Genomic DNA, 18,689 nt, shown 5'->3' on the forward strand with positions numbered 1-18,689 from the left:
GTTATCCTGTTTCTTCGGGGCTGGGATCGGGCACCGGCTCGCGCATCAGCACCAGTTCCTCGGCCGAGGTGGGATGCACGGCCACCACGTCGTCCAATTGCGCCTTGGTCAGGCCCGCCTTGACCGCCAGTCCGAGCACCTGGATCAGTTCCGGGGCCTCGTGGCCGACCAGATGTGCCCCGAGCAGCTTCTGGCTGTCCCGCGCCACTACCAGCTTGAACATCACCCGCTCGTCGCGGCCGGCCAGACTGTATTTCATCGGTTTGAAGCGCGAAATGTAGATGTCCACCGGCCCCAACTGCCGGGCTTCGTCCTCGGTCAGGCCGACCGTGCCCAGCGGCGGCTGCGAGAACACGGCGGTCGGGATGTTGTCATAGTCCAGGACCATCGGGTTGTCGTTGAATCGCGTCTGGAAAAAACACACTGCCTCGCGAATGGCCACCGGGGTCAGATTGGCCCGGTCGGTCATATCGCCAATGGCGTAGACCCCCGCCAGGGAGGTCTCGTTATAGGCATCGACCAGCACCGCGCCGGTGTCGTTTAGCGCCACCCCCGCCTCGACCAGACCCAGGTCCTGGGTATTGGGCACCCGTCCGGTAGCATAGAGGATTTTGTCGGTGGCGATCTCCTCGCCTCCGGCCAGACGCAGGGAATAGGTGCCACCCGGACCCGTTTCGATGGAACGGACCAGACATTCGCGGCGAATATGAATGCCCTTTTTCTCCATTTCACCGGTCAGAGTGGCGCGCAGATCCTCATCGAACCCGCGCAACACGCTGCCCGCCCGAATAATGATCGTCACTTCGACCCCCAGGGCATTGAACACCCCGGCGAATTCCACCGCGATATAGCCGCCGCCGACAATCACCATGCTGTCTGGCAAGTGAGGCAGATCCAACGCCCCGTCGGAAGTCATGGCCGCCTCGATGCCCGGAATGTCGGGCAACGAGGGCCGCCCCCCCACGGCAAACAGAATGCATTCAGCGGTGATTGGACGGCCATCCACCTCGACCGTATGCGGCCCGGCCAGACGGCCCCGCCCTTCGATGATCTCGACCCCGTTTTCCCGCTGCACCCGACGATAGATGCCCTCCAGGCGATCCAACTCGGCATTCTTGGCGGCCATGAAGGCGGGCCAGTCCAGAGACGGCATGCCCGGAAAGCGCCAGCCGAAACCCTTGGCATCCTCGAATTCCTCGGCAAAATGGGAGGCGTAGAACATCAGCTTCTTGGGCACGCAGCCGCGCAACACGCAGGTGCCGCCGACCCGGCCCATTTCCACCAGCGCCACCCGGCGCCCGCTGGCCGCCGTCAGCCGTGCGGCCCGCACGCCGCCCGACCCCGCCCCGACCACGATGAGGTCATAATCAAAGGATGCCATGGCCGACTCCGCAGTTGTTCGAGCCCCGCACCATAAGGGATTTCGAACCGCCTGTCAGGTGCCGGTCACAGGTATTAGTACAGTGCGGACCGGCTCCAACAAAAGGTGGAGTCCGCGCCCCTCCACCGTAAGTTGGATGGACCGACTCCGCATTGCGTGTCACTCTCATCGGGTCAAAACGAAACCCGAGAACTCTAGGAGGGACATCGGATTCATTTCAACCGGGGCAGAAAGCGCCGGGAAACCAGGAGTAGAAACTATGATCAAATCATGCCTCAAGGCCGGTGCCTTGTTCGTTTTTCTTGTCACCGGCGTGCAGAACGCACAAGCCACCCCCGTGCATTTCGATTTTTTCGGGGCCTTCAATGACCAATATACCGGCGGCGGCGATTTCGCGGGCCAGTCCATCACCGGCTCTTTCACCGTCGATGTTTCGAACCTTGCGGCACCGTTCCTGATGTTCGCCGATCCGGTCAATGCCGCGGCTTCCCCCTTCGACCCGCTGATTGATTTCCATATTCAACTGGGCGACAGCGGCCAGTACAGCTTCGATTTGCCGGATATGACGCCGACCTTTCCCAGTCAGTCCGACCGGGGGGCTTTCAGCTTCATCGCCCGCGACGATTCGGGCCTCGGCAGCTCCCAGGACTTCACGCAAATCAACGCCCTGGACGAACTGGGGTCCCAGTTGATGATCCAACAATGGGACCAGGAAATCGTGCAGTTGCTGTTCCTGGGCTACGACGGCAGCTTCGGCATCGGCACCCTGACCGAACTCAGCGAAGGTCGGCTGGAAGTGCCGGAACCCTCGACGGCCTTGATGCTGATCCCGGGGTTGCTGGGGTTTTTCTATTGGACCCGGCGACGGGTTCACGCCTGACCCTCGATTCAACCCACCTCCCTCTCTCTCCCTCCCAATACCGGGGAACCCGCAAGGGTTCTCCGGCCCCCACCGCTTAATTGACCAATCGTTCCATATTGGCACATCCGTGTGCCTGGAGGTCAATCATGGCCTGGGCCAGCGTTTGGGCATGGGTCACCATGCGGGACTGTGGCGGTTGCCGCAACATGCGGTCGATGGCCCGCCGGTCGGCAGCGGTGAAGTCATAGCCCAGTTCCGCCGCCGTCGCCGCGAGCGTTTGCGGCGTCACCTGCCCTCCGGCGGCATAGATGCGGGCGCAGATGCGGAAGCACCGGCGATAGGTCCGGTGGGTGAAATGGTCGGCCGTGAGCCGAGGCGCCAGTTGGTCATGCACATGCCGGGAATGGATCACCCCCCAAATGACCGCCTTTTCGGGACTCAGCCTGTTGCACATTCAACACCCCCTGGGGCCAGAGTCACGACAGAAGTCGCGCAATGCGCCCAGGTCCCGGATATGCACCCGCCGCCCCATGGTGGAGATTCCCCGACCATCCAGTCGCCCGAACAGCCGGGACAGGCTTTCCGGCGTGATCCCCAGCACCTTGGCAACCATGGCTTTTTCGTAGGGCAGGGTGAGGGTCGCTTCACCCTCTGTCTGGGGGGCGGCCAGGTTCATCAGCAGCGACACCAGACGTTCGGCCGGGGTATGCAGTTTGAGCTGGTTGATCTGGCGCGACAACTCCTGCTCCCGGCGGGCCAGGGAGGCCAGAAAGCCGGAGGCCAGCTCCGACGAGCCCGCCAACAGGGCCATCAATTGACGGACCGGAAACCGGACCAGCATCGTCCCCGCCGCGTATTCGCCGGTCACCGGATAGGTGCCGAGCAACAAGGCCGCCGCTTCGGCAAACGTGCGCACCGGATGAACCGTCTCGACCACGGCCTGAGAGCCATCCGCATGGTATATGGACAAACTGACCATGCCCTCCAGCACGACGAAAAACGCTTCCGCCGGGTCGCCTTGGGAAAACAACAATCCGGCTTCCGGACTGTGCACCAGCGTTGCCGTCGCCATCAGGGTTTGCAAATGGGGATTGGCCAGACCCTCGAACAATTCGGCCCGCGCCACGGCCTGCATGTGAGGGTCACTGGAGCGAAGAAGCTGTTGATGGGACATGTTGCGACTATCAGACCTTGACCGACTCGAACAGATAATCCTCAAGGACGGCGGCATCGGCAATGGAGACCCGCTTGCCGTCCATGGACACACCCATCTTACGCAATTTGGAGATGGAACGGGAAAGACTTTCCGGTGCAATGCCCAGATGGGCTGCCAGGGTCTTCTTGTCATAGGGAAGATCGAAGCTCTCTGCCCCCCGATTTTCCCGCATCAGCCCCAGCAGATGTTCGGCCAATCGCTGGTCGGCCCGCTTGGTCTTGAGCATGTTAACCTGACTGACCAGGGCATGCAGGCGCAGGCTCAAGGCCCCGATCATGGACTGCAAGAGATGCGGATTTGTGCTGATCAAGGCCAGCAGACGATCCACCGGCAAGGCCAGGGATTCCACCTCGTCAGCGGCGAAAAAGGAGTGCCCATAGGGCTCCCCGAGCAGGGCCTCGGATAGACCGATCATCTGCGGCGCAGGCATCAGATCCACCAGATAGTCGTTTTGCCGCGTCTCCCCCTCGAACATGCCCACATGCCCGCGCAACAGCACATGGACGCTGTCGGGCACGCTGCCGCGGCCGATCAGACATTCCCCGGCCTCCAGATGACACAGGGAGGCCTGCTCCAGTAGAAAGCCGAGACTCGGCCCCGGTGCCTTGGAAAACACCGGCACCTCACGGACGCGCGCCAGGGTGGACGCCAGATCCGCCATATCTAGGGGGGTATTTTTCATGGCTCAACCACCTTCGATCAATGATCGCCCGTTCATATGCGCACAGGTTTCATACTATGAAACGATTTTTTCAATAAATGCCTTGATCAACGTCAAGGCTCTATTGTTGTTCCGGGTGTTAGCTTATGCTCAAGCGTGGGGGTCAACCCCACGTTTGCGATGCGCGAAATTCTGCTTACCGTTTCGGGGGCGCGCCCGGTGGGTGCGTGCGGGCTCGGGCATCGAATCATTTTGGCATGGGAAAATTGAGGAAGAGTCATGACTCAGCGACTAAGTAAAGCCGTAGGCTTGGCGGTTGCTCTGGGCTTCGGCCTGGCAGCGTCCGGCGCTTCCGCCCAGGACAATCTGCAACAAATCATGCAAGACCGTGGTTTGACGCAGAAGGACATCCTGGCGGCGGCCAAGACCTACGTTCCGACCGGCAAGCGAGATGAATTTCTTGCCTTCAGTTCCGGTGGACAAAGCGGACAGATCATCGTTTACGGCATTCCGTCGATGCGGATTTTGAAATACGTCGCCGTATTCACACCTGAACCCTGGCAGGGTTACGGCTTCGACGACGAATCCAAGGCCGTCCTGGATCAGGGCAAGATCAACGGCAAGACCGTCACCTACGGTGACACCCACCACCCGGCGATCTCCGAGACCAACGGGGAATACGACGGTCGTTACCTGTTCATCAACGACAAGGCCAATCCCCGCATTGCGGTGATTGATCTGGCCGACTTCGAGACCAAACAGATCGTCGTCAACCCGATCATGAAATCGGAACATGGCGGGGCCTTCGTGACTCCGAACACCGACTATGTGATCGAAGCCACTCAATACGCCGCCCCGTTCTCCAAGGAATATGTGCCGTTGAGCGAGTTCAACGACAAGTATCGCGGGGCCGTCACCTATTGGAAGTTCGACAATGAGAAGGGCCGCATCCAGCAGGATCAGTCGTTCTCGGTGGAACTGCCGCCCTACAGCCAGGATCTGTCCGATTTCGGCAAAAAGGTTTCCGATGGCTGGTCCTTCACCAACTCGTTCTGCACCGAACGCTACGTGGGCGGCATCGAAAATGGCCGTCCGCCGTTCGAAGCCGGCTGCTCGCAGAAGGACACCGACTTCCTGCACATGATCAACTGGAAAAAGGCCGCCGAACTGTTCAAGGCGGGCAAGACCACCAAGATCAACGGGCATGATGTCATCACCATGGACACGGCGGTCAAGGAAGGCATCCTGTTCCTGATCCCGGAACCCAAGTCGCCGCACGGCGTCGACGTTTCCCCGGACGGCAAGTTCATCATCGTCGCCGGCAAGCTCGACACCCATGCCTCGGTCTATAGCTTCGAGAAGATCAAAGCGTTGATCGACAGCAAGGACTTCGCGGGCAAAGACCCCTATGGCATTCCGATCCTCGACCTCAAAAAGTCCCTGCATACGCAGGTTGAAGTCGGCCTCGGTCCGCTGCACACCCAGTATGATTCCAAGAACTGCGTGGTCTACACCTCCATCTACGTGGACAGCCAGGTCACCAAGTGGGACTACTGCGAAGGCAAGGTGCTCGACAAGATCTCCATCCATTACAACATCGGTCACCTGATGACCATGGAAGGCGATTCCGTCACGCCGCAGGGCAAGTACCTGGTATCGTTGAATAAGCTGGCCATCGACCGGTTCAACCCGGTGGGTCCGCTGCATCCGCAGAACCATCAGCTCATCGACATTTCGGGCGACAAGATGGAACTGCTCTATGACATGCCGCTGCCGCTGGGCGAACCGCACTATGCCGTGGCCATCCGGGCCGACAAGCTGAAGCCCCATATCCGCTACAAGGTGGGTTGGAACAGCCGGGCCGACGAAACGTCTCCGTACAAAACTCGTCCGGGCCGCGAAAAGATCGAAAAGGTCGATGGCGTGACCCACGTCTACGGCACCCTGATCCGTTCGCACATCACGCCTGAAATCATCGAGGTCGAAGAAGGCGAGACCGTTTCGCTGCACTTCACCAACCTGGAGCGGGCGGAAGACGAAACCCACGGGTTTGCGCTCTATGAGCACAACGTGAACCTGTCGGTGGAACCGGGCAAGACCGTCTCGGCGACCTTCGTGGCCGACCGTCCGGGCGTGTACCCCTACTACTGCACCGAGTTCTGCTCGGCGCTGCATCTGGAAATGCAAGGCTACCTGCTGGTCCGTCCGAAGGGCATGAAAGCCACTACGGCGGCGCTTCAAGAGGGCACCATCTATGCCCAGGCCGACTACGACAAGCAGGTCAAGACCAACAACGACACCCAGGCGGTGATCGACTCCGTGGTCGCCTTCATTACCGGGCGGAACTTCAAGGACTTCGCGCCGGTCGTGGCCCTCGTCGAGGATGCCACCGATCAGCTCAACTTCGCGGCCGATGCCAAGAAGAAGTCCGAGGACTATGCCGCCAAGCAGGACTGGCACAATGGGACCCTGTGGGCCCAGCAGTGGTTCCAGTATCAGGTCAAGGCGGCCGACATCGGCCTGCGTGCCAAGACCTTCCTGGAGCAGAATGGTGCCGTCGAAGTCAAACAGTAGGACTGCGACCGTTTGAACGCATCGACCATGAGGGGGGACGGTCTCCGTCCCCCCTTACCTTCGAACCGAAATTTGAAATTTATCAAGAGGTCCTGACCATGCGCCGCACATCTCCCCTTCTCAAATCCACCCTGTTGGCCTGCATGATGACCTTGCCCTGGATCACCGGCACGACCTCCGTCGCCCTGGCCGCCGAGCAACCCGCCGCGAGCGCCGCGACCGAAGAAGCCAAGCCGAAAAATCACCCGGGCAAAAAGCTGTTTTTGCGCCGCACCTGCATCGCCTGTCACGGGCGCAACGGGGCCAAGGCCATCCAGGATTACCCGAATCTGGCCGGGCAGGATGCCAAATACATGGCCTCTCAGATCGAAGACATCCTGAACGGCAAGCGCACCGGTTCCCCGGACGCCACCGGCAATCCGCGCGTCAATGGCATGCGTGGCGCCCTGATCACCCCCGAGGGTGATATCCGCATCACCCCGGAAGAAATCAAACAGGTCTCCGAATGGCTGGCCAGCCTGGAGCCGCCTGCCCCCGGGGCCAAGGAAGGTCTGGCGCAGGATCGGATCGACGCCGGTGAAAAGCTGTACAAAAAAGCCAAATGCACCACCTGCCACGGCAAGGAAGGTTTGAAGCCGCTGAAGGGCTACCCCTACATCGCCGGACAGAAAGCCGCCTACATCATCGCCCAGATGACCGATATCCGGGAGAAGGTGCGCGACAATGGCAAGGTCAAGACCATGTATCCCTTCGTTAAGAAATTGCAGGACGACGAAATCGCCCTGCTGGCGGACTACCTGTCCCAGGTCGACCGCCGCACAAAAAAATAACACTGCGAGACAACAATCTGTTTTCAGAGACAGGAGAATACCCCATGAAAACGACCCATACCCTCGCCGCCCTCGTCATCGGTGTCGGTTTGTCCGCCGCTCCGGCCCTGGCCTGGAACGAAGGCGGCGGCGAACAGGATGAAGCGCTCCATATGACCCCCAACCACGAGAACGGCATCGAGGTCTACGAAGTCTGTTCCGCCTGTCATCTGCCAGAGGGCTGGGGCCAGTCGGATGGCACCTTCCCGCAATTGGCCGGACAGCACAGGAAAGTGCTGATCAAGCAGTTGGCCGATATCCGGGCACTTAACCGCGACAATCCGACCATGTACCCCTTCGCCCTGCCCAGCGAGATCGGCGGCCCACAGTCCATCGCCGACGTGGCGGAATATATCTCCAGGTTGCCGATGAATCCCGAGCCGGGCCTCGGTCCGTGGGAAGAAGGCACGCCGGAATATGAAAAGGGCAAGGCGCTTTATGACAAGAACTGCCCGCAATGCCACGGCAAGAACGGGGAAGGCGACGGCGACAAGTACTTCCCGCGCATCCAAGGTCAGCACTACAAGTACATTCTGCGCCAGTTCGAATGGATTCGCGACGGCAAGCGCCGCAATGCCAATCCGGACATGGTCAAGCAGATCTCGGAGTTCAGCGACGACGATATGAAGCAGGTCATGAACTACGTTTCGCGTCAGAAGCCGCCGAAGGAAAAGCTGGCGCCGTCCGCCGATTGGCTCAATCCCGACTTCAAATAATCCGTCCGCCTGGGGCGCCCACCGTCTTGAAGTGGTGGCGCGCCCCGACGGGTTGATGTCACAACCGGACAGAAAATAATGAACGATTTTGACTCCCCCGATAAGCGGGGCTGGATCATCCGTGGGTTGACCCTGGCCGCCCTGGTGATGCTGGTCGGCATCTTTTTCACGCCCACCTGGTGGGTCTCCCTGACCGCCCCCAACTACCCCGCCGAAGCCTTTCCCGACGGAGTGCGGATCAACTTCCACATGGACGGCGTGTTCAACGGCTGTCAAAAACTCGACGTGGCCGAGAAATTCGAGGCCGAGGCCCTGGATTGCGTCCACGAGATGGATGCCATCAATCACTTTGTCGGCATGTATCCCATCGCTGCGGGCGGCGTGGTGGAAAAGGCGTTCGCGCCCTTCCTGCTGTCCCTGCTCGGGGTGATGCTGGTCGGCTTCATGATCTTCAATCCCAAACTGCGCATAGGGGTGATGACCCTCGGCTTTGTCGGCATCGGTGTCTGGATGGGCCTGACCTACTATGGGGAGGGCGGCCTGAAATACCAATCGTCGGGCTATCTGTCGGCGATGGTCACCTCCCTGGGCCAGGGACACGAGGAAGAGGGCGAGGAACTCAGCCCGATCATCGCCCTGCTCAAGGACTCGCTGCAAAAGAGCGGCGAAGGCAGCCTGCTGACCCGTGATCAGGTTCAAGAGACCCTCAAACGCTCCGGTCAGACGGCCCTGATGGATACCCTGAGCAAGCTGCATTCGGGCAGCGGAGCGGCCGCCGAAACGGCGCGCGCCAAAAGCCTGAAGGCGATCCTGGCTGAGGCCAAGGAAAGCGGTGAAGCGGGCAAGGAGCTGAACATCTACATCCTCAAGGGGGCGTTCGAGGCCGATCAGGCCCGCAAGCCCGCCGACCAACGGGAAACCTGGACCGGCAGCGGTCAACAGGTCCTGTTCTGGCATTACGCCAAATCCCTCGGCCGCTGGTTCAACAATCCGACCGAAATCGAACCGTTGGTGGCGACCATGAAGGCGGCGGGAACGGTGGTGTTCTGGGGTGTCCTGGCCGCCATGCTGTTTCTGCTGTTCGCGGCGCGCAAGAACGGCGGTCTGCTCTATTGGGTCCTGGTGGTCGTCCCCATCGCCCTGCCGCTGTTTTTCATCATCGAATATTCAAGCTGGCTGTGGTGGTACGGGCATAGCCTCAACGACATGGGGGCCTTCACTCTCAAGCCGTTCATGCCGACCGTCTTCGGTCAGGGCAAGGTGGCACAGTTTGCCACCCATTCCTATCCGCAGATCGGGTTTGGTTTGATGGTCCTGTCCTCCTTGTTCCTGGGCCTGGCGGCTTTGTTGCGCCGCCAGCAGTTGCGGGACGAGGACGACTGAGTCAACGAACCGGAAACGGAAAATGCTCACGTTTCGTTTTCTGCTGCTGATCACGACCATCGCCGGGCTCCTCATCGGGGGTCCGGCGGAGGCGCTTCCATCGTTGCAGGAGATGATCGACAATGCGGAAAAAGGGGCCGTTCTGACCCCGCCGCCGGGCACCTACCAAGGCCCCATCGTCATCGACAAACCCCTGGTGCTCGATGGGCAGGGCCAGGTGACCATCGACGCGGGGGGCGTCGGCACGGTGCTCACCCTGGATACCGACGGGGCCACGGTCAGTGGGCTGATTCTTGTCAATTCCGGTGAATCCCACAACGACATCGATTCCGGGGTGCGGGTGGCCGGAAACTACAACGTGGTGCGCGACAACGTCATCGAGAACTGCCTGTTCGGGGTCGATCTGCAACAGGCCAACAACAACGTGATCAAGCGCAACCGCATCTCCTCCAAGCCGTTCAACATGGGCGTGCGCGGCGATGCCATCCGGCTTTGGTACTCCAAGGATAACAAGGTCACCGACAATCAGGTGACCGATACCCGGGATCTGGTGGTCTGGTATTCCGCCAACAATGAAATCGCCCGCAACACCGTCCGTGGGGGTCGCTACGGGCTGCATTTCATGTATTCCAAATATAATCTGGTCGAGGACAACAGTTTTCGCGACAATTCCGTCGGTATCTTCCTTATGTATAGTGATGACGTGGTGCTGCGCGGCAACCGCATCGTCCATGCGCAAGGAGCCACCGGCATGGGCATCGGCATGAAGGAGACCAGCAATATCGAGATGACCGACAACCAGATTCTTTACTGTGGCACCGGGATCTATCTGGATGTGTCGCCCTTTCAACCGGATACCACCAACCGGCTATTCCGCAACACGGTGGCCTTCTCGAAGATCGGCATTTTATTTTTGAACGACTGGCATGGCAACGAGATGAAAGACAACCGCTTCATCGACAACATCCGACAGGTCTCGGTCAATGAATATGCGGGGGCGACAAAGAACGTCTGGGAGGGCAACTACTGGGACGATTACGAGGGATTCGACGAAGACGGCGACGGCATCGGAGATCGTCCCCACGCGCCCAAGGTGTTCGCCGACCGGCTGTGGATGGACGTGCCCCCGGCGGCTTTTTTCCTCGGCACGCCGCTGCTCAGTCTGGTGGATTTTCTCGAACGTCTGGCCCCCTTCACCGAACCGCTGCTCATGCTGACCGATGCCCGTCCGCGCATGACCCCCGACTTCACACCGCAAACCCAGCGCCCGGCAAAGTCCGCCGAGGGTGAAGACGTGGGCACCCGGCGCTTCGACCCCTTTGGTCTGGACGACCCCCACGCCGGGACTCTCGCCCAATGAATGAAAAGGAAAAGAACGTGTCTGCGGAAGCGAAGAAGAAAAAGCCCGGTCCCGTGACCCAGCGCGCCCGCCGGGCGGCCTTGCGGGCGATGGTGGCGGGCGTCGGGGTGACCGGCGTCGCGCTGGCCGGATTCCTTCCGGTGGTCGCCCGGAGTCATCCGCGCCTGCGCCCCCCCGGAGCCCTGGACGAACCGGATTTCCTGGCTTCCTGCATCAAATGCGGTCAATGCGTACAGGTCTGTCCGGTGGAAGCCATCCTGCTTGGCGATGTGTTTGACGGCTTTGGACTCGGCGTCCCCTATGTGTCGGCACGGGATCAGGCCTGCGATTTCTCCTGCGATGCGGTGCAATGCGTGCTCGCCTGCCCCACCGGCGCCTTGAGCCATGACATCGACAAAAAGGAACAGGTGCGGATGGGACTGGCCGAATTGACCCGCCCCGACGCCTGTCTGGCCCGTCAGGGCAAGGGCTTCCGGGGCGCGGCCCGGGGAACCGCCTTTCCGGGGCTGCATCGCTACACGGAGGTGGACCGCTGGAAGCCCATCCCCGTCGCCGACCATCCCTACGATCTCGAATTATGCGACCTCTGTGTTCGGGAATGTCCGATCAAAAACGCCATTTCACTGGAACCGCTGAACGATGATCCGGCAGACAAACGCCGCACGCCCAAGATTCACGAAGCCTGTGTCGGCTGCGGCATGTGCGAGATGATCTGCCCGGTGGAGCCTACCTGTATCGAAATCATCCCCGGCAAGAAATGGGGGGCGGCATGAGTATTCTGGCGAACCTCAAGGAATCGCTCCGCCTGCTGTTTGGCGGCACCCTGTCGTTGCCCAAGAAGCAGGACTATGCTCCCGAGGCGGCGGAACTCCATGCCTTCAAACGGACCAGCGAGGAAAAACAAAAACGCATTGCCGCCATCCAGCATGAGCTGGACGAAGGCCTGCACGGCGGCAACAAATGGCGGTTCCGCCGCTGGGCCTCCATATTGCTGTGGAATTCCTTGTTCGTACTGTCCTTTCAATTCGACATCCAACTTGTGGAAGGGGCGTTGACCGCTTCGCGGTTCGTCGGCTTCCACATGGCCGACCTCAATTCGTCTCTGCAAGTCATGCTGGCCTTCAAGGAAGTTCTGATCAATCTGGCCATCGGCTCGATCACCGTGCTGATTTTGTGGTGGCTGCTCGGCGGGCGTACCTTCTGTTCCTGGGTCTGCCCCTATCATCTGATTGCCGAATGGGCCGAATGGCTGCATTTGAAGTTGGCTGATCGCAAGATCATCTCCGACCACCCCCTGGACCGTCGGTTGCGCGGCGTGCTCTATGTGATCTTTGCCTTGATGGCCATCATCAGCGGCTACACGGTCTTCGAAACTATTTCCCCGGTGGGCATTGTGAGTCGGGCACTCACCTACGGACCGAGTCTGGCGCTGGTTTGGGTTGGCTTCCTGCTGTTGATAGAGGTGTTCTATTCGCGGCGATTCTGGTGTCGCTATGTCTGTCCCATCGGTCTGACCTACGGGCTGGTGGGGACGACCTCGCCGACCCAGGTCCGCTATAACCTCAACAACTGCCTGCACGAAGGGGAATGCCGCAAGGTCTGCATGGTGCCCCATGTGCTCGATATCACCAAACTGGGCTACGCCAAGAATGTCATGATGGATGTGGGTGCCGACTGCACCCGCTGCGGCATGTGCATTGACGTTTGCCCCACCGAAGCCCTGACCTTCCGCATCAAGGGACTGGATCGACTGCTGTGAGAGCCCCCATGAACGATAGCGGACTGCCCGTGGTCTCCGTCGAGGGGCTGACCAAGTCCTTTCGCGGCCATCGGGTGGTCAATGGGCTGAACCTGACCCTGGGAGCGGGCGACCGGATGGCACTGATCGGCTCCAACGGAGCCGGAAAAACGACCCTGATCCGTTGTTTGTTGGGGGAATACCGCCATTCGGGCCGGGTGCGGCTGGCCGGGGCCGACCCGCGCCGGGACCGCACCTGGATCTTGAAACGGGTTGGCTTCGTGCCCCAATTGCCGCCGCCGCTGAAAATGCCGGTGCAGGAATTGCTGCATTATGCCTCGCAGTTGGTGGGCGTGCCGGTCCATCGCATGACCGACATCGCCGAGGCCATGGGACTCGACCTCACGGAGGCGCGACGCAAACCGTTCAATAAATTATCAGGTGGTCAAAAACAGAAACTGCTCATTGGCATTGCCCTTGGGCGGCCGTGCGACCTGTTGATCCTCGACGAACCCACCGCCAATCTGGACCCGGCGGCTCGTCAGACCCTGTTCAAGCTGCTATCCCAGCGCCTGGATAGCGCCATGATCATATCCTCCCATCGCCTGGAGGAAGTGGCGTCGCTGGTCAACCGGGTAGTGGAAATGGATCGCGGCACCATCATTCTCGATGACCGGGTGGAGGATGCCGTCGATGCCGCCGCTATTCAGGACTGCCGCATTCGATTGGCCCGCCCCGACGAGGCCTTCGCCCACACCATTTCCGATTGGGGATTTACCTCGGCCGACGGGAGGGAATGGCGGGGCCGGGTGGCCGGGCCGGATCGCCTGAAGTTCCTCGGCACCCTGTCGCGCTACGCCGGGGTGCTGGTGTCGGTGCATTTGGACGAGGCCCAAAAAGCCCCGGAGGCTGTGTCATGAGATCACTTGTCGTGCTTTCGCTGCTGCTGTTGAGCGGCTGCTTCGAGCCGGAAACCGGCCCGGGACAAATCCGCTATGATCGCGACACCTGCGAGATCTGCCGCATGATCATCAGCGATCCGCGTTTCGGCACCCAGGTGCGGGTCGGTCCCGATCATGACTTGCACAAATTCGACGACATCGGCGATGCCCTGCACTGGATCAAGGAAAACAACCACGAGAACGATCCCGCGCTGGAAATCTGGGTGCCCGACATGGAAGCCCCCGAGACTTGGCTCGACGCCCGCACGGCGTCCTATCTGCCCGGACAGGTGACGCCGATGGATTACGGTTTCGGGGCTCTCGCCCAGGCCCGCATCGGCACCGTCGGTTTTGTAGAGATGCGCGCCGCCGTCATCGCCCGGGGCGTCACCAGCCGCTGCGACACGCCGGACGGCCAACCCGCCGCGCCGTCTCACGACCATCCATCCGGAGATTCCAAATGAAGGCGCTGTTTTTGACCATGCGGTTGGATATGGCGGAATCGGTCCGCGCCCGCTGGTTTTTGATCTATACCCTGGTTTTCGGTGGATTGGTGGTCGGGCTGATGGTATTCGGGCTCACCGAATCACGGGTCATGGGAGTGACCGGCCTGTCGCGCATGCTGGTCACCTTCATTCAGATTTCACTGGCCATCCTGCCCATCTTCATTCTGCTGAGTACCGTCCGTTCTCTGGCCGGGGACCGCGAGGCCGGGGTCTTCGAATATATGCTGTCGCTGCCGGTGTCCCTGTCTTCCTGGTATTGGGGCAAATTCGCCGGCCGCTTCGCGGTGGTCTTTCTGCCGGTATTCCTGGCCATGGCGGTGGCGGTGGTCTGGGGACTGGTGACCGGCCTGGAGGTCCCCTGGGGCCATTTCGCCTATTACGTGGGGCTGCTGTTCTCCATGGCCTTCTGCTTTCTCGGGCTGGGCTTCCTGATTTCCAGTATCGCCCGGGGCACCGATGTGGGCCAGGGCATGGCCTTCATTCTCTGGCTGACCATGTTGTTGTTTCTGGATCTGATTCTGCTCGGCATGATCATCCGCACCAAGGTGCCCATGGAATGGATCGTCGGCATTGCCCTGGTCAATCCGCTGCAATCCTTTCGCACCGCCGCCATGATGCTGTTCGATCCGCAACTGATCCTGCTCGGCCCCTCGGCCTATGTGATTCTCGATGCCTTCGGTCGCACCGGCTACATGATCTTCGCCGCCCTCTATCCGGCCGCCTTCGGCGCCTTGTGCGGCGGCATCGGCTATTGGTTTTTCCGCCGGGGGGACCTGCCGTGATCAGGTGGGGGCTGGCGCTGGCTTTGCTGCTGCCCCTGCTCCCGGCGCACGCCGATCCGGCGGTTCAGGGCGACCCCGAAGAAGGCGAAGCCATTTTCATGACCTGCGCCCCCTGCCACGGGGATCAGGCCCAGGGCGGCGGCGGCGGCAAATATCCCCGCCTTGCCGGGATGTCGCAAAAAGTTCTGGCCGAGCAACTGCACGACTTCAAAAGCCGCGAACGGATCAATATCCCCATGTTCCCCTTCACCTCGGAACGGGAATTGCCGGATCAGGATATTCTCGACGTCACCGCCTATATCAGCGGCCTGCACCTGTCCTCCGTTCTGCCGCCCGCCGACGGACGGGTGGACGGACTGGAGCGGTTGCTTGCCGCCAAGCGGGTGCTGCAAATTCCGCGCGCCCCGGGCGATCTGAAAAACGGCCACACCCTGTATGTAACATACGAATGCGACCGCTGCCATGGGGAAGCCGGAGAGGGCGGCCCCAACGATCCGCCGCTGGCCGGACAACATATTCCCTATCTGGAACGGCAGTTCGAGGAAATGGCTGCCGAGCGCCGATTCCATCCCAAGCCGCGCAAATACATCGCACCGCTCAGTGAGACCCAAAAGCGCGACCTGCTGGCCTACCTGTCGATCCTCGACGATCCCACGCCGCCCGACTTCTGAGTCACCCGCGCCCGAAAGGCCTGCTCAATCCGACGCGCCGACGATTGCAGGACTCGATCCACCATTCCCCGCCACAGGGGCGAGTCCAGGTCCAGGTCCATGCAAAAGCGCACCTGCGTCCCCCCAGGGCCGTCTGGACGAAAATGCCATTGAATGCGAAATGCCGGACCCGGACCCACCGACCGCACGTCGATCTCCCACGGCGGGTCGAAACGTGCCCGGCTGCGAAAGCGGGTTGTCAGCGGCCCCCAGCGGAACAGGTTGTCCACCAGCATGTTGTTGTCTTCTCGTTCAATAATTCGCGCCCCGACGCAATTGGGCAGGAACTGGGGATAGGCCTCGATGTCCGCCGCCACGTCAAACAGCATCTCCGACGGCTGTTCAACGCGATATTGGCGGACGACGCTGGCCATTCAAACGGACTGGGACACGGCCTCGGCGCGCACCTTGAGCAGGAACAAACCGGCCGTGATGTTCATGACCAAGGCATAAATGATCGCCGGGATCACCATCATCGGTTCGCCGAGCAGAGTGGTGGCGACGAAGATGGCCAAGGCGGCGTTTTGCAGTCCTGATTCCAGACAAATAGCGATGCTGTCCGGGCCGTTGAGGCGCAGTCCGCGGGCCGCCAGCAACCCCAGCACCATGGTGCCGCCGTTGAGCGCCGCCACAAAGGGACCGATGTCGGTGAAATAGCGCAGGATGTTGTCCATCTGGCCGACGAAGGCGCTGGCAACAATCAGCGCGAAGGTGATGGTCGCCAGCAGCCGTGCCTTGGGCCGCAGCCAGTCGGCCCATTTCGTCTTCCAACGGGCCAGCGCCATGCCCAGGGCGATGGGCAGGCCGGTGATGGCAAACACCCCGCCCATGATCATGCCGATGGGCATGGTGACCTCTTGCACCCGATCGAGCAGCAGCATCTGGCTGATCCCGAGAATGAGCGGCAGGGTGACCACGCTGGCCAGACTGGCCACCGCCGTCATGGAAATGGACAAGGCCGTGTTGCCGCCGGCCAGCAGGGTCAGCAGATTGGAGGTAATGCCGCCCGGCGAGGCGGCGAGAATCATCAATCCGATGGCGAATTCCGGCCGCCCGTCATACAGCCACACCAGCCCCGCCCCGAGCAACGGCAACAGGACGATCTGATTGACCAGCCCCACCCCCATGGCCGCCGGATGGCGCAAGACATAGGTGAAATCAGACAGCTTCAAACCCAGTCCGATGGACAGCATGATAAAGGCGAGCCCCATGGGCAGCATCTGTTCAACGGTCATGGGACTGCTCCTCAAATGATAGGATAACTTTGTAGCACCCTTCAGGGTCGCACTCAAACAGGCAGCACGAGACCGAGACAAAGCAGCAGGCAAAACAGCGCCTGGGCCCGGGCCGTGGCCCCCAGGCAGGCATTGTATTCACTGCCGCTGTCGCTCCAGTGAAAGCGGAACATCGCCCGTCCGACCACCGGCAGCGCCGCCAGCGCCGCCAACCCCCCCCACAATCGCTCATCCACCGAAACCAGCCCCATGACCAGGACAAAGGGCAGGCTCATTAAAATCATGTAGAGTCCTCTGGCGCGCCCCGGACCGATCAGGATGGACAGGGTGCGGCGCCCGGCCTTGGCGTCACCCATGCGGTCGCGGGTATTGTTGACCAGCAGCACCGCTCCGGCGGGCATGCCCACCGCCAGCCCCAAGACCAAGGCCAGGACGGACGAATTTCCGGTGACCAGATAGGACGTGCCCCAGACCGCAGCAATGCCGAAAAACAAGATGACGAACAGTTCCCCAAATGGCCCGCGCGAGATCGGCCAGGGTCCGGCGGAATAGGCATAGCCCGCCACCAGGGAGGCGACTCCGATGCCAAAAATCGGTCCGCCACCGATCCAGACCAGATAACTGCCCCCCAACACCGCCAGCAGAAAAGCCACATGGGCGGCATTCAGCACCTGGGCGGCGGACGCCCAGCCCCGCTCGGTAATCCGGGGCGGCCCCAACCGTTCCCCCGAATCGGTGCCGTTGAGGCCGTCGGCGGCATCGTTGTGCAGATTGGTGCCCGCCTGAATGGCAATGGCGCAGAGCATCGCCACCAAGGCCACATCCCAGCCCAGCCGCCCGCTTTCCACCCAGGCCACGGCAACCCCGACCAGCACCGGTGACAGGGCAAGAATCAGGGTGCGCGGCCGGATGGCCTGCCACCACAGGGCCAGACCTTGCGGATCAGGGGAAGGGGCGCTTGCGTCCAGCATGAATGGCGGCAATTCCAAACGACAGGTTTTCATAAGTGACGGCCTGAAAGCCCGCCCGTTCCATCATCCCCCGCAAGGTCTCCTGATCGGGAAACTCGCGAATGGAGTCGACAAGATATTCATAGGCTTCCCGGCGTCCGGCGACCAGCGCGCCAAGCCGGGGAATCCCGTGTCGCGAATAGATATCATAAAACGGGGCCAGCCAGGAGACCGGTTTTGAAAATTCCAGGCACAGAAAATGTCCGCCCGGCTTGAGCACCCGCAGCGCCTCACCCAGCGCCATTTCGGGATGGGTCATGTTGCGCAGACCGAAGCCGACCGTCAGCAGGTCCACCGACTCCCCGGCAAAGGGCAGGGCTTCGCCGGTGCCTGCGACCCAGGTCACGGACGGGTCGACCGGCCCGCTTTGCATCATCGGCACACTGGGATCACAAACGGTGACCTTGAACCCCCGGCGGGCCAAAAGCCGGGCAATATCGCCGGTGCCCCCCGCCAGATCCACCGCCACCCCACCCGTTTCGCCCTTCACATGGGCCAACAGGCGGCGCTTCCACAGCCGATGAATGCCGAAACTCATCAGGTCGTTCATCAAGTCATAGCGCGGCGCAACCAGGGCGAACATCGCCTGGATGCGATTCCGGTGCGCGTCAGGCGGCAAGGGGGTTTTGGTCAAGGTCATGCGGGGGAGACTCGTTAAAAAAGACAGAATATCGGTACCAAAGGACCAGAGAGTTGACCAAAGTTAAGTCGTTGTCGCGGCGGTTTCCATAGCTTTATCGGGCAG

Annotated in this window: 20 protein-coding genes; 12 read left to right on the plus strand and 8 right to left on the minus strand. The window is 61.1% G+C overall.

The genetic code is table 11. The features are described 5' to 3' along the window. Position 1 precedes the first annotated feature (1 nt). Positions 2 to 1,381: a glutathione-disulfide reductase gene (gene gorA / locus ACYQ1P_RS00290; RefSeq protein ID WP_460018381.1), complete on the minus strand. Its 1,380-nt coding sequence runs from the start codon at positions 1,379 to 1,381 to the stop codon at positions 2 to 4. A gap of 259 nt (positions 1,382 to 1,640) precedes the next feature. Here gorA and ACYQ1P_RS00295 point away from each other — a divergent pair, with 259 nt between their 5' ends. Beyond that, positions 1,641 to 2,261: a PEP-CTERM sorting domain-containing protein gene (locus ACYQ1P_RS00295; RefSeq protein WP_460018382.1), complete on the plus strand. Its 621-nt coding sequence runs from the start codon at positions 1,641 to 1,643 to the stop codon at positions 2,259 to 2,261. Between the two features lie 76 nt (positions 2,262 to 2,337). Here ACYQ1P_RS00295 and ACYQ1P_RS00300 read toward each other — a convergent pair whose 3' ends face one another. The 3 genes from ACYQ1P_RS00300 to ACYQ1P_RS00310 are packed head-to-tail and all read right to left on the minus strand — an operon-like array spanning position 2,338 to position 4,141. Then, on the minus strand, positions 2,338 to 2,697 hold the full coding sequence (locus ACYQ1P_RS00300) for a DnaB-like helicase N-terminal domain-containing protein (RefSeq protein WP_460018383.1): 360 nt from the start codon (positions 2,695 to 2,697) through the stop codon (positions 2,338 to 2,340). Next, the gene (locus ACYQ1P_RS00305; RefSeq protein ID WP_460018384.1) at positions 2,698 to 3,417 is read right to left on the minus strand and encodes a Crp/Fnr family transcriptional regulator; all 720 of its coding nucleotides are present in this window, start codon (positions 3,415 to 3,417) and stop codon (positions 2,698 to 2,700) included. Between the two features lie 10 nt (positions 3,418 to 3,427). Further along, positions 3,428 to 4,141, minus strand: a complete 714-nt coding sequence (locus ACYQ1P_RS00310; RefSeq protein WP_460018385.1) for a Crp/Fnr family transcriptional regulator — start codon at positions 4,139 to 4,141, stop codon at positions 3,428 to 3,430. A gap of 258 nt (positions 4,142 to 4,399) precedes the next feature. On the opposite strand from ACYQ1P_RS00310, the gene nosZ reads away from it, so the two are divergent. The 11 genes from nosZ (at position 4,400) to ACYQ1P_RS00365 (ending at position 15,660) form a co-directional block, all read left to right on the plus strand. Further along, positions 4,400 to 6,694 (plus strand): Sec-dependent nitrous-oxide reductase, encoded by a 2,295-nt coding sequence (nosZ, locus tag ACYQ1P_RS00315; protein ID WP_460018386.1) that lies wholly within the window; start codon positions 4,400 to 4,402, stop codon positions 6,692 to 6,694. A gap of 98 nt (positions 6,695 to 6,792) precedes the next feature. Then, entirely contained in the window at positions 6,793 to 7,524 is a 732-nt protein-coding gene (locus ACYQ1P_RS00320) for a c-type cytochrome (protein ID WP_460018387.1), read from the plus strand. Positions 7,525 to 7,568: 44 nt separating this feature from the next. Further along, positions 7,569 to 8,279, plus strand: coding sequence for a c-type cytochrome (locus ACYQ1P_RS00325; RefSeq protein WP_460018388.1), 711 nt, complete (start codon positions 7,569 to 7,571; stop codon positions 8,277 to 8,279). Positions 8,280 to 8,357: 78 nt separating this feature from the next. Continuing rightward, positions 8,358 to 9,662: a hypothetical protein gene (locus tag ACYQ1P_RS00330; protein ID WP_460018389.1), complete on the plus strand. Its 1,305-nt coding sequence runs from the start codon at positions 8,358 to 8,360 to the stop codon at positions 9,660 to 9,662. Between the two features lie 22 nt (positions 9,663 to 9,684). After that, positions 9,685 to 11,022, plus strand: a complete 1,338-nt coding sequence (gene nosD, locus ACYQ1P_RS00335) for a nitrous oxide reductase family maturation protein NosD (RefSeq protein WP_460018390.1) — start codon at positions 9,685 to 9,687, stop codon at positions 11,020 to 11,022. Continuing rightward, complete coding sequence (locus ACYQ1P_RS00340; RefSeq protein ID WP_460018391.1) at positions 11,019 to 11,795, plus strand: 4Fe-4S dicluster domain-containing protein; 777 nt, start codon at positions 11,019 to 11,021, stop codon at positions 11,793 to 11,795. Before nosD ends, ACYQ1P_RS00340 begins: the two co-directional genes overlap by 4 nt. Beyond that, positions 11,792 to 12,781 carry a NapH/MauN family ferredoxin-type protein gene (locus ACYQ1P_RS00345; protein WP_460018392.1) on the plus strand — a complete coding sequence of 330 codons (990 nt, stop codon included), beginning with the start codon at positions 11,792 to 11,794 and terminating at the stop codon, positions 12,779 to 12,781. The genes ACYQ1P_RS00340 and ACYQ1P_RS00345 overlap by 4 nt, the downstream gene beginning before the upstream one ends. An 8-nt stretch (positions 12,782 to 12,789) precedes the next feature. Further along, complete coding sequence (locus ACYQ1P_RS00350) at positions 12,790 to 13,680, plus strand: ABC transporter ATP-binding protein (RefSeq protein WP_460018393.1); 891 nt, start codon at positions 12,790 to 12,792, stop codon at positions 13,678 to 13,680. Next, a complete protein-coding gene (locus ACYQ1P_RS00355; RefSeq protein WP_460018394.1) occupies positions 13,677 to 14,165 on the plus strand; it encodes a nitrous oxide reductase accessory protein NosL in 489 nt (162 codons plus the stop codon). The genes ACYQ1P_RS00350 and ACYQ1P_RS00355 overlap by 4 nt, the downstream gene beginning before the upstream one ends. Next, complete coding sequence (locus ACYQ1P_RS00360) at positions 14,162 to 14,989, plus strand: ABC transporter permease (RefSeq protein WP_460018395.1); 828 nt, start codon at positions 14,162 to 14,164, stop codon at positions 14,987 to 14,989. Before ACYQ1P_RS00355 ends, ACYQ1P_RS00360 begins: the two co-directional genes overlap by 4 nt. Continuing rightward, positions 14,986 to 15,660: a c-type cytochrome gene (locus tag ACYQ1P_RS00365; protein ID WP_460018396.1), complete on the plus strand. Its 675-nt coding sequence runs from the start codon at positions 14,986 to 14,988 to the stop codon at positions 15,658 to 15,660. The genes ACYQ1P_RS00360 and ACYQ1P_RS00365 overlap by 4 nt, the downstream gene beginning before the upstream one ends. On the opposite strand, the gene ACYQ1P_RS00370 is transcribed toward ACYQ1P_RS00365, so the two are convergent. The 4 genes from ACYQ1P_RS00370 to ACYQ1P_RS00385 are packed head-to-tail and all read right to left on the minus strand — an operon-like array spanning position 15,618 to position 18,584. Further along, positions 15,618 to 16,073, minus strand: a complete 456-nt coding sequence (locus ACYQ1P_RS00370; protein ID WP_460018397.1) for a type II toxin-antitoxin system RatA family toxin — start codon at positions 16,071 to 16,073, stop codon at positions 15,618 to 15,620. The genes ACYQ1P_RS00365 and ACYQ1P_RS00370 overlap by 43 nt on opposite strands. Beyond that, the gene (locus ACYQ1P_RS00375) at positions 16,074 to 16,934 is read right to left on the minus strand and encodes a bile acid:sodium symporter family protein (RefSeq protein WP_460018398.1); all 861 of its coding nucleotides are present in this window, start codon (positions 16,932 to 16,934) and stop codon (positions 16,074 to 16,076) included. Between the two features lie 53 nt (positions 16,935 to 16,987). Further along, entirely contained in the window at positions 16,988 to 17,905 is a 918-nt protein-coding gene (menA, locus tag ACYQ1P_RS00380) for a 1,4-dihydroxy-2-naphthoate octaprenyltransferase (protein ID WP_460018399.1), read from the minus strand. Then, positions 17,877 to 18,584 carry a class I SAM-dependent methyltransferase gene (locus ACYQ1P_RS00385; protein WP_460018400.1) on the minus strand — a complete coding sequence of 236 codons (708 nt, stop codon included), beginning with the start codon at positions 18,582 to 18,584 and terminating at the stop codon, positions 17,877 to 17,879. The genes menA and ACYQ1P_RS00385 overlap by 29 nt, the downstream gene beginning before the upstream one ends. Between the last annotated feature and the right edge of the window lie 105 nt (positions 18,585 to 18,689).

The organism is Magnetospira thiophila (genome assembly GCF_054657015.1).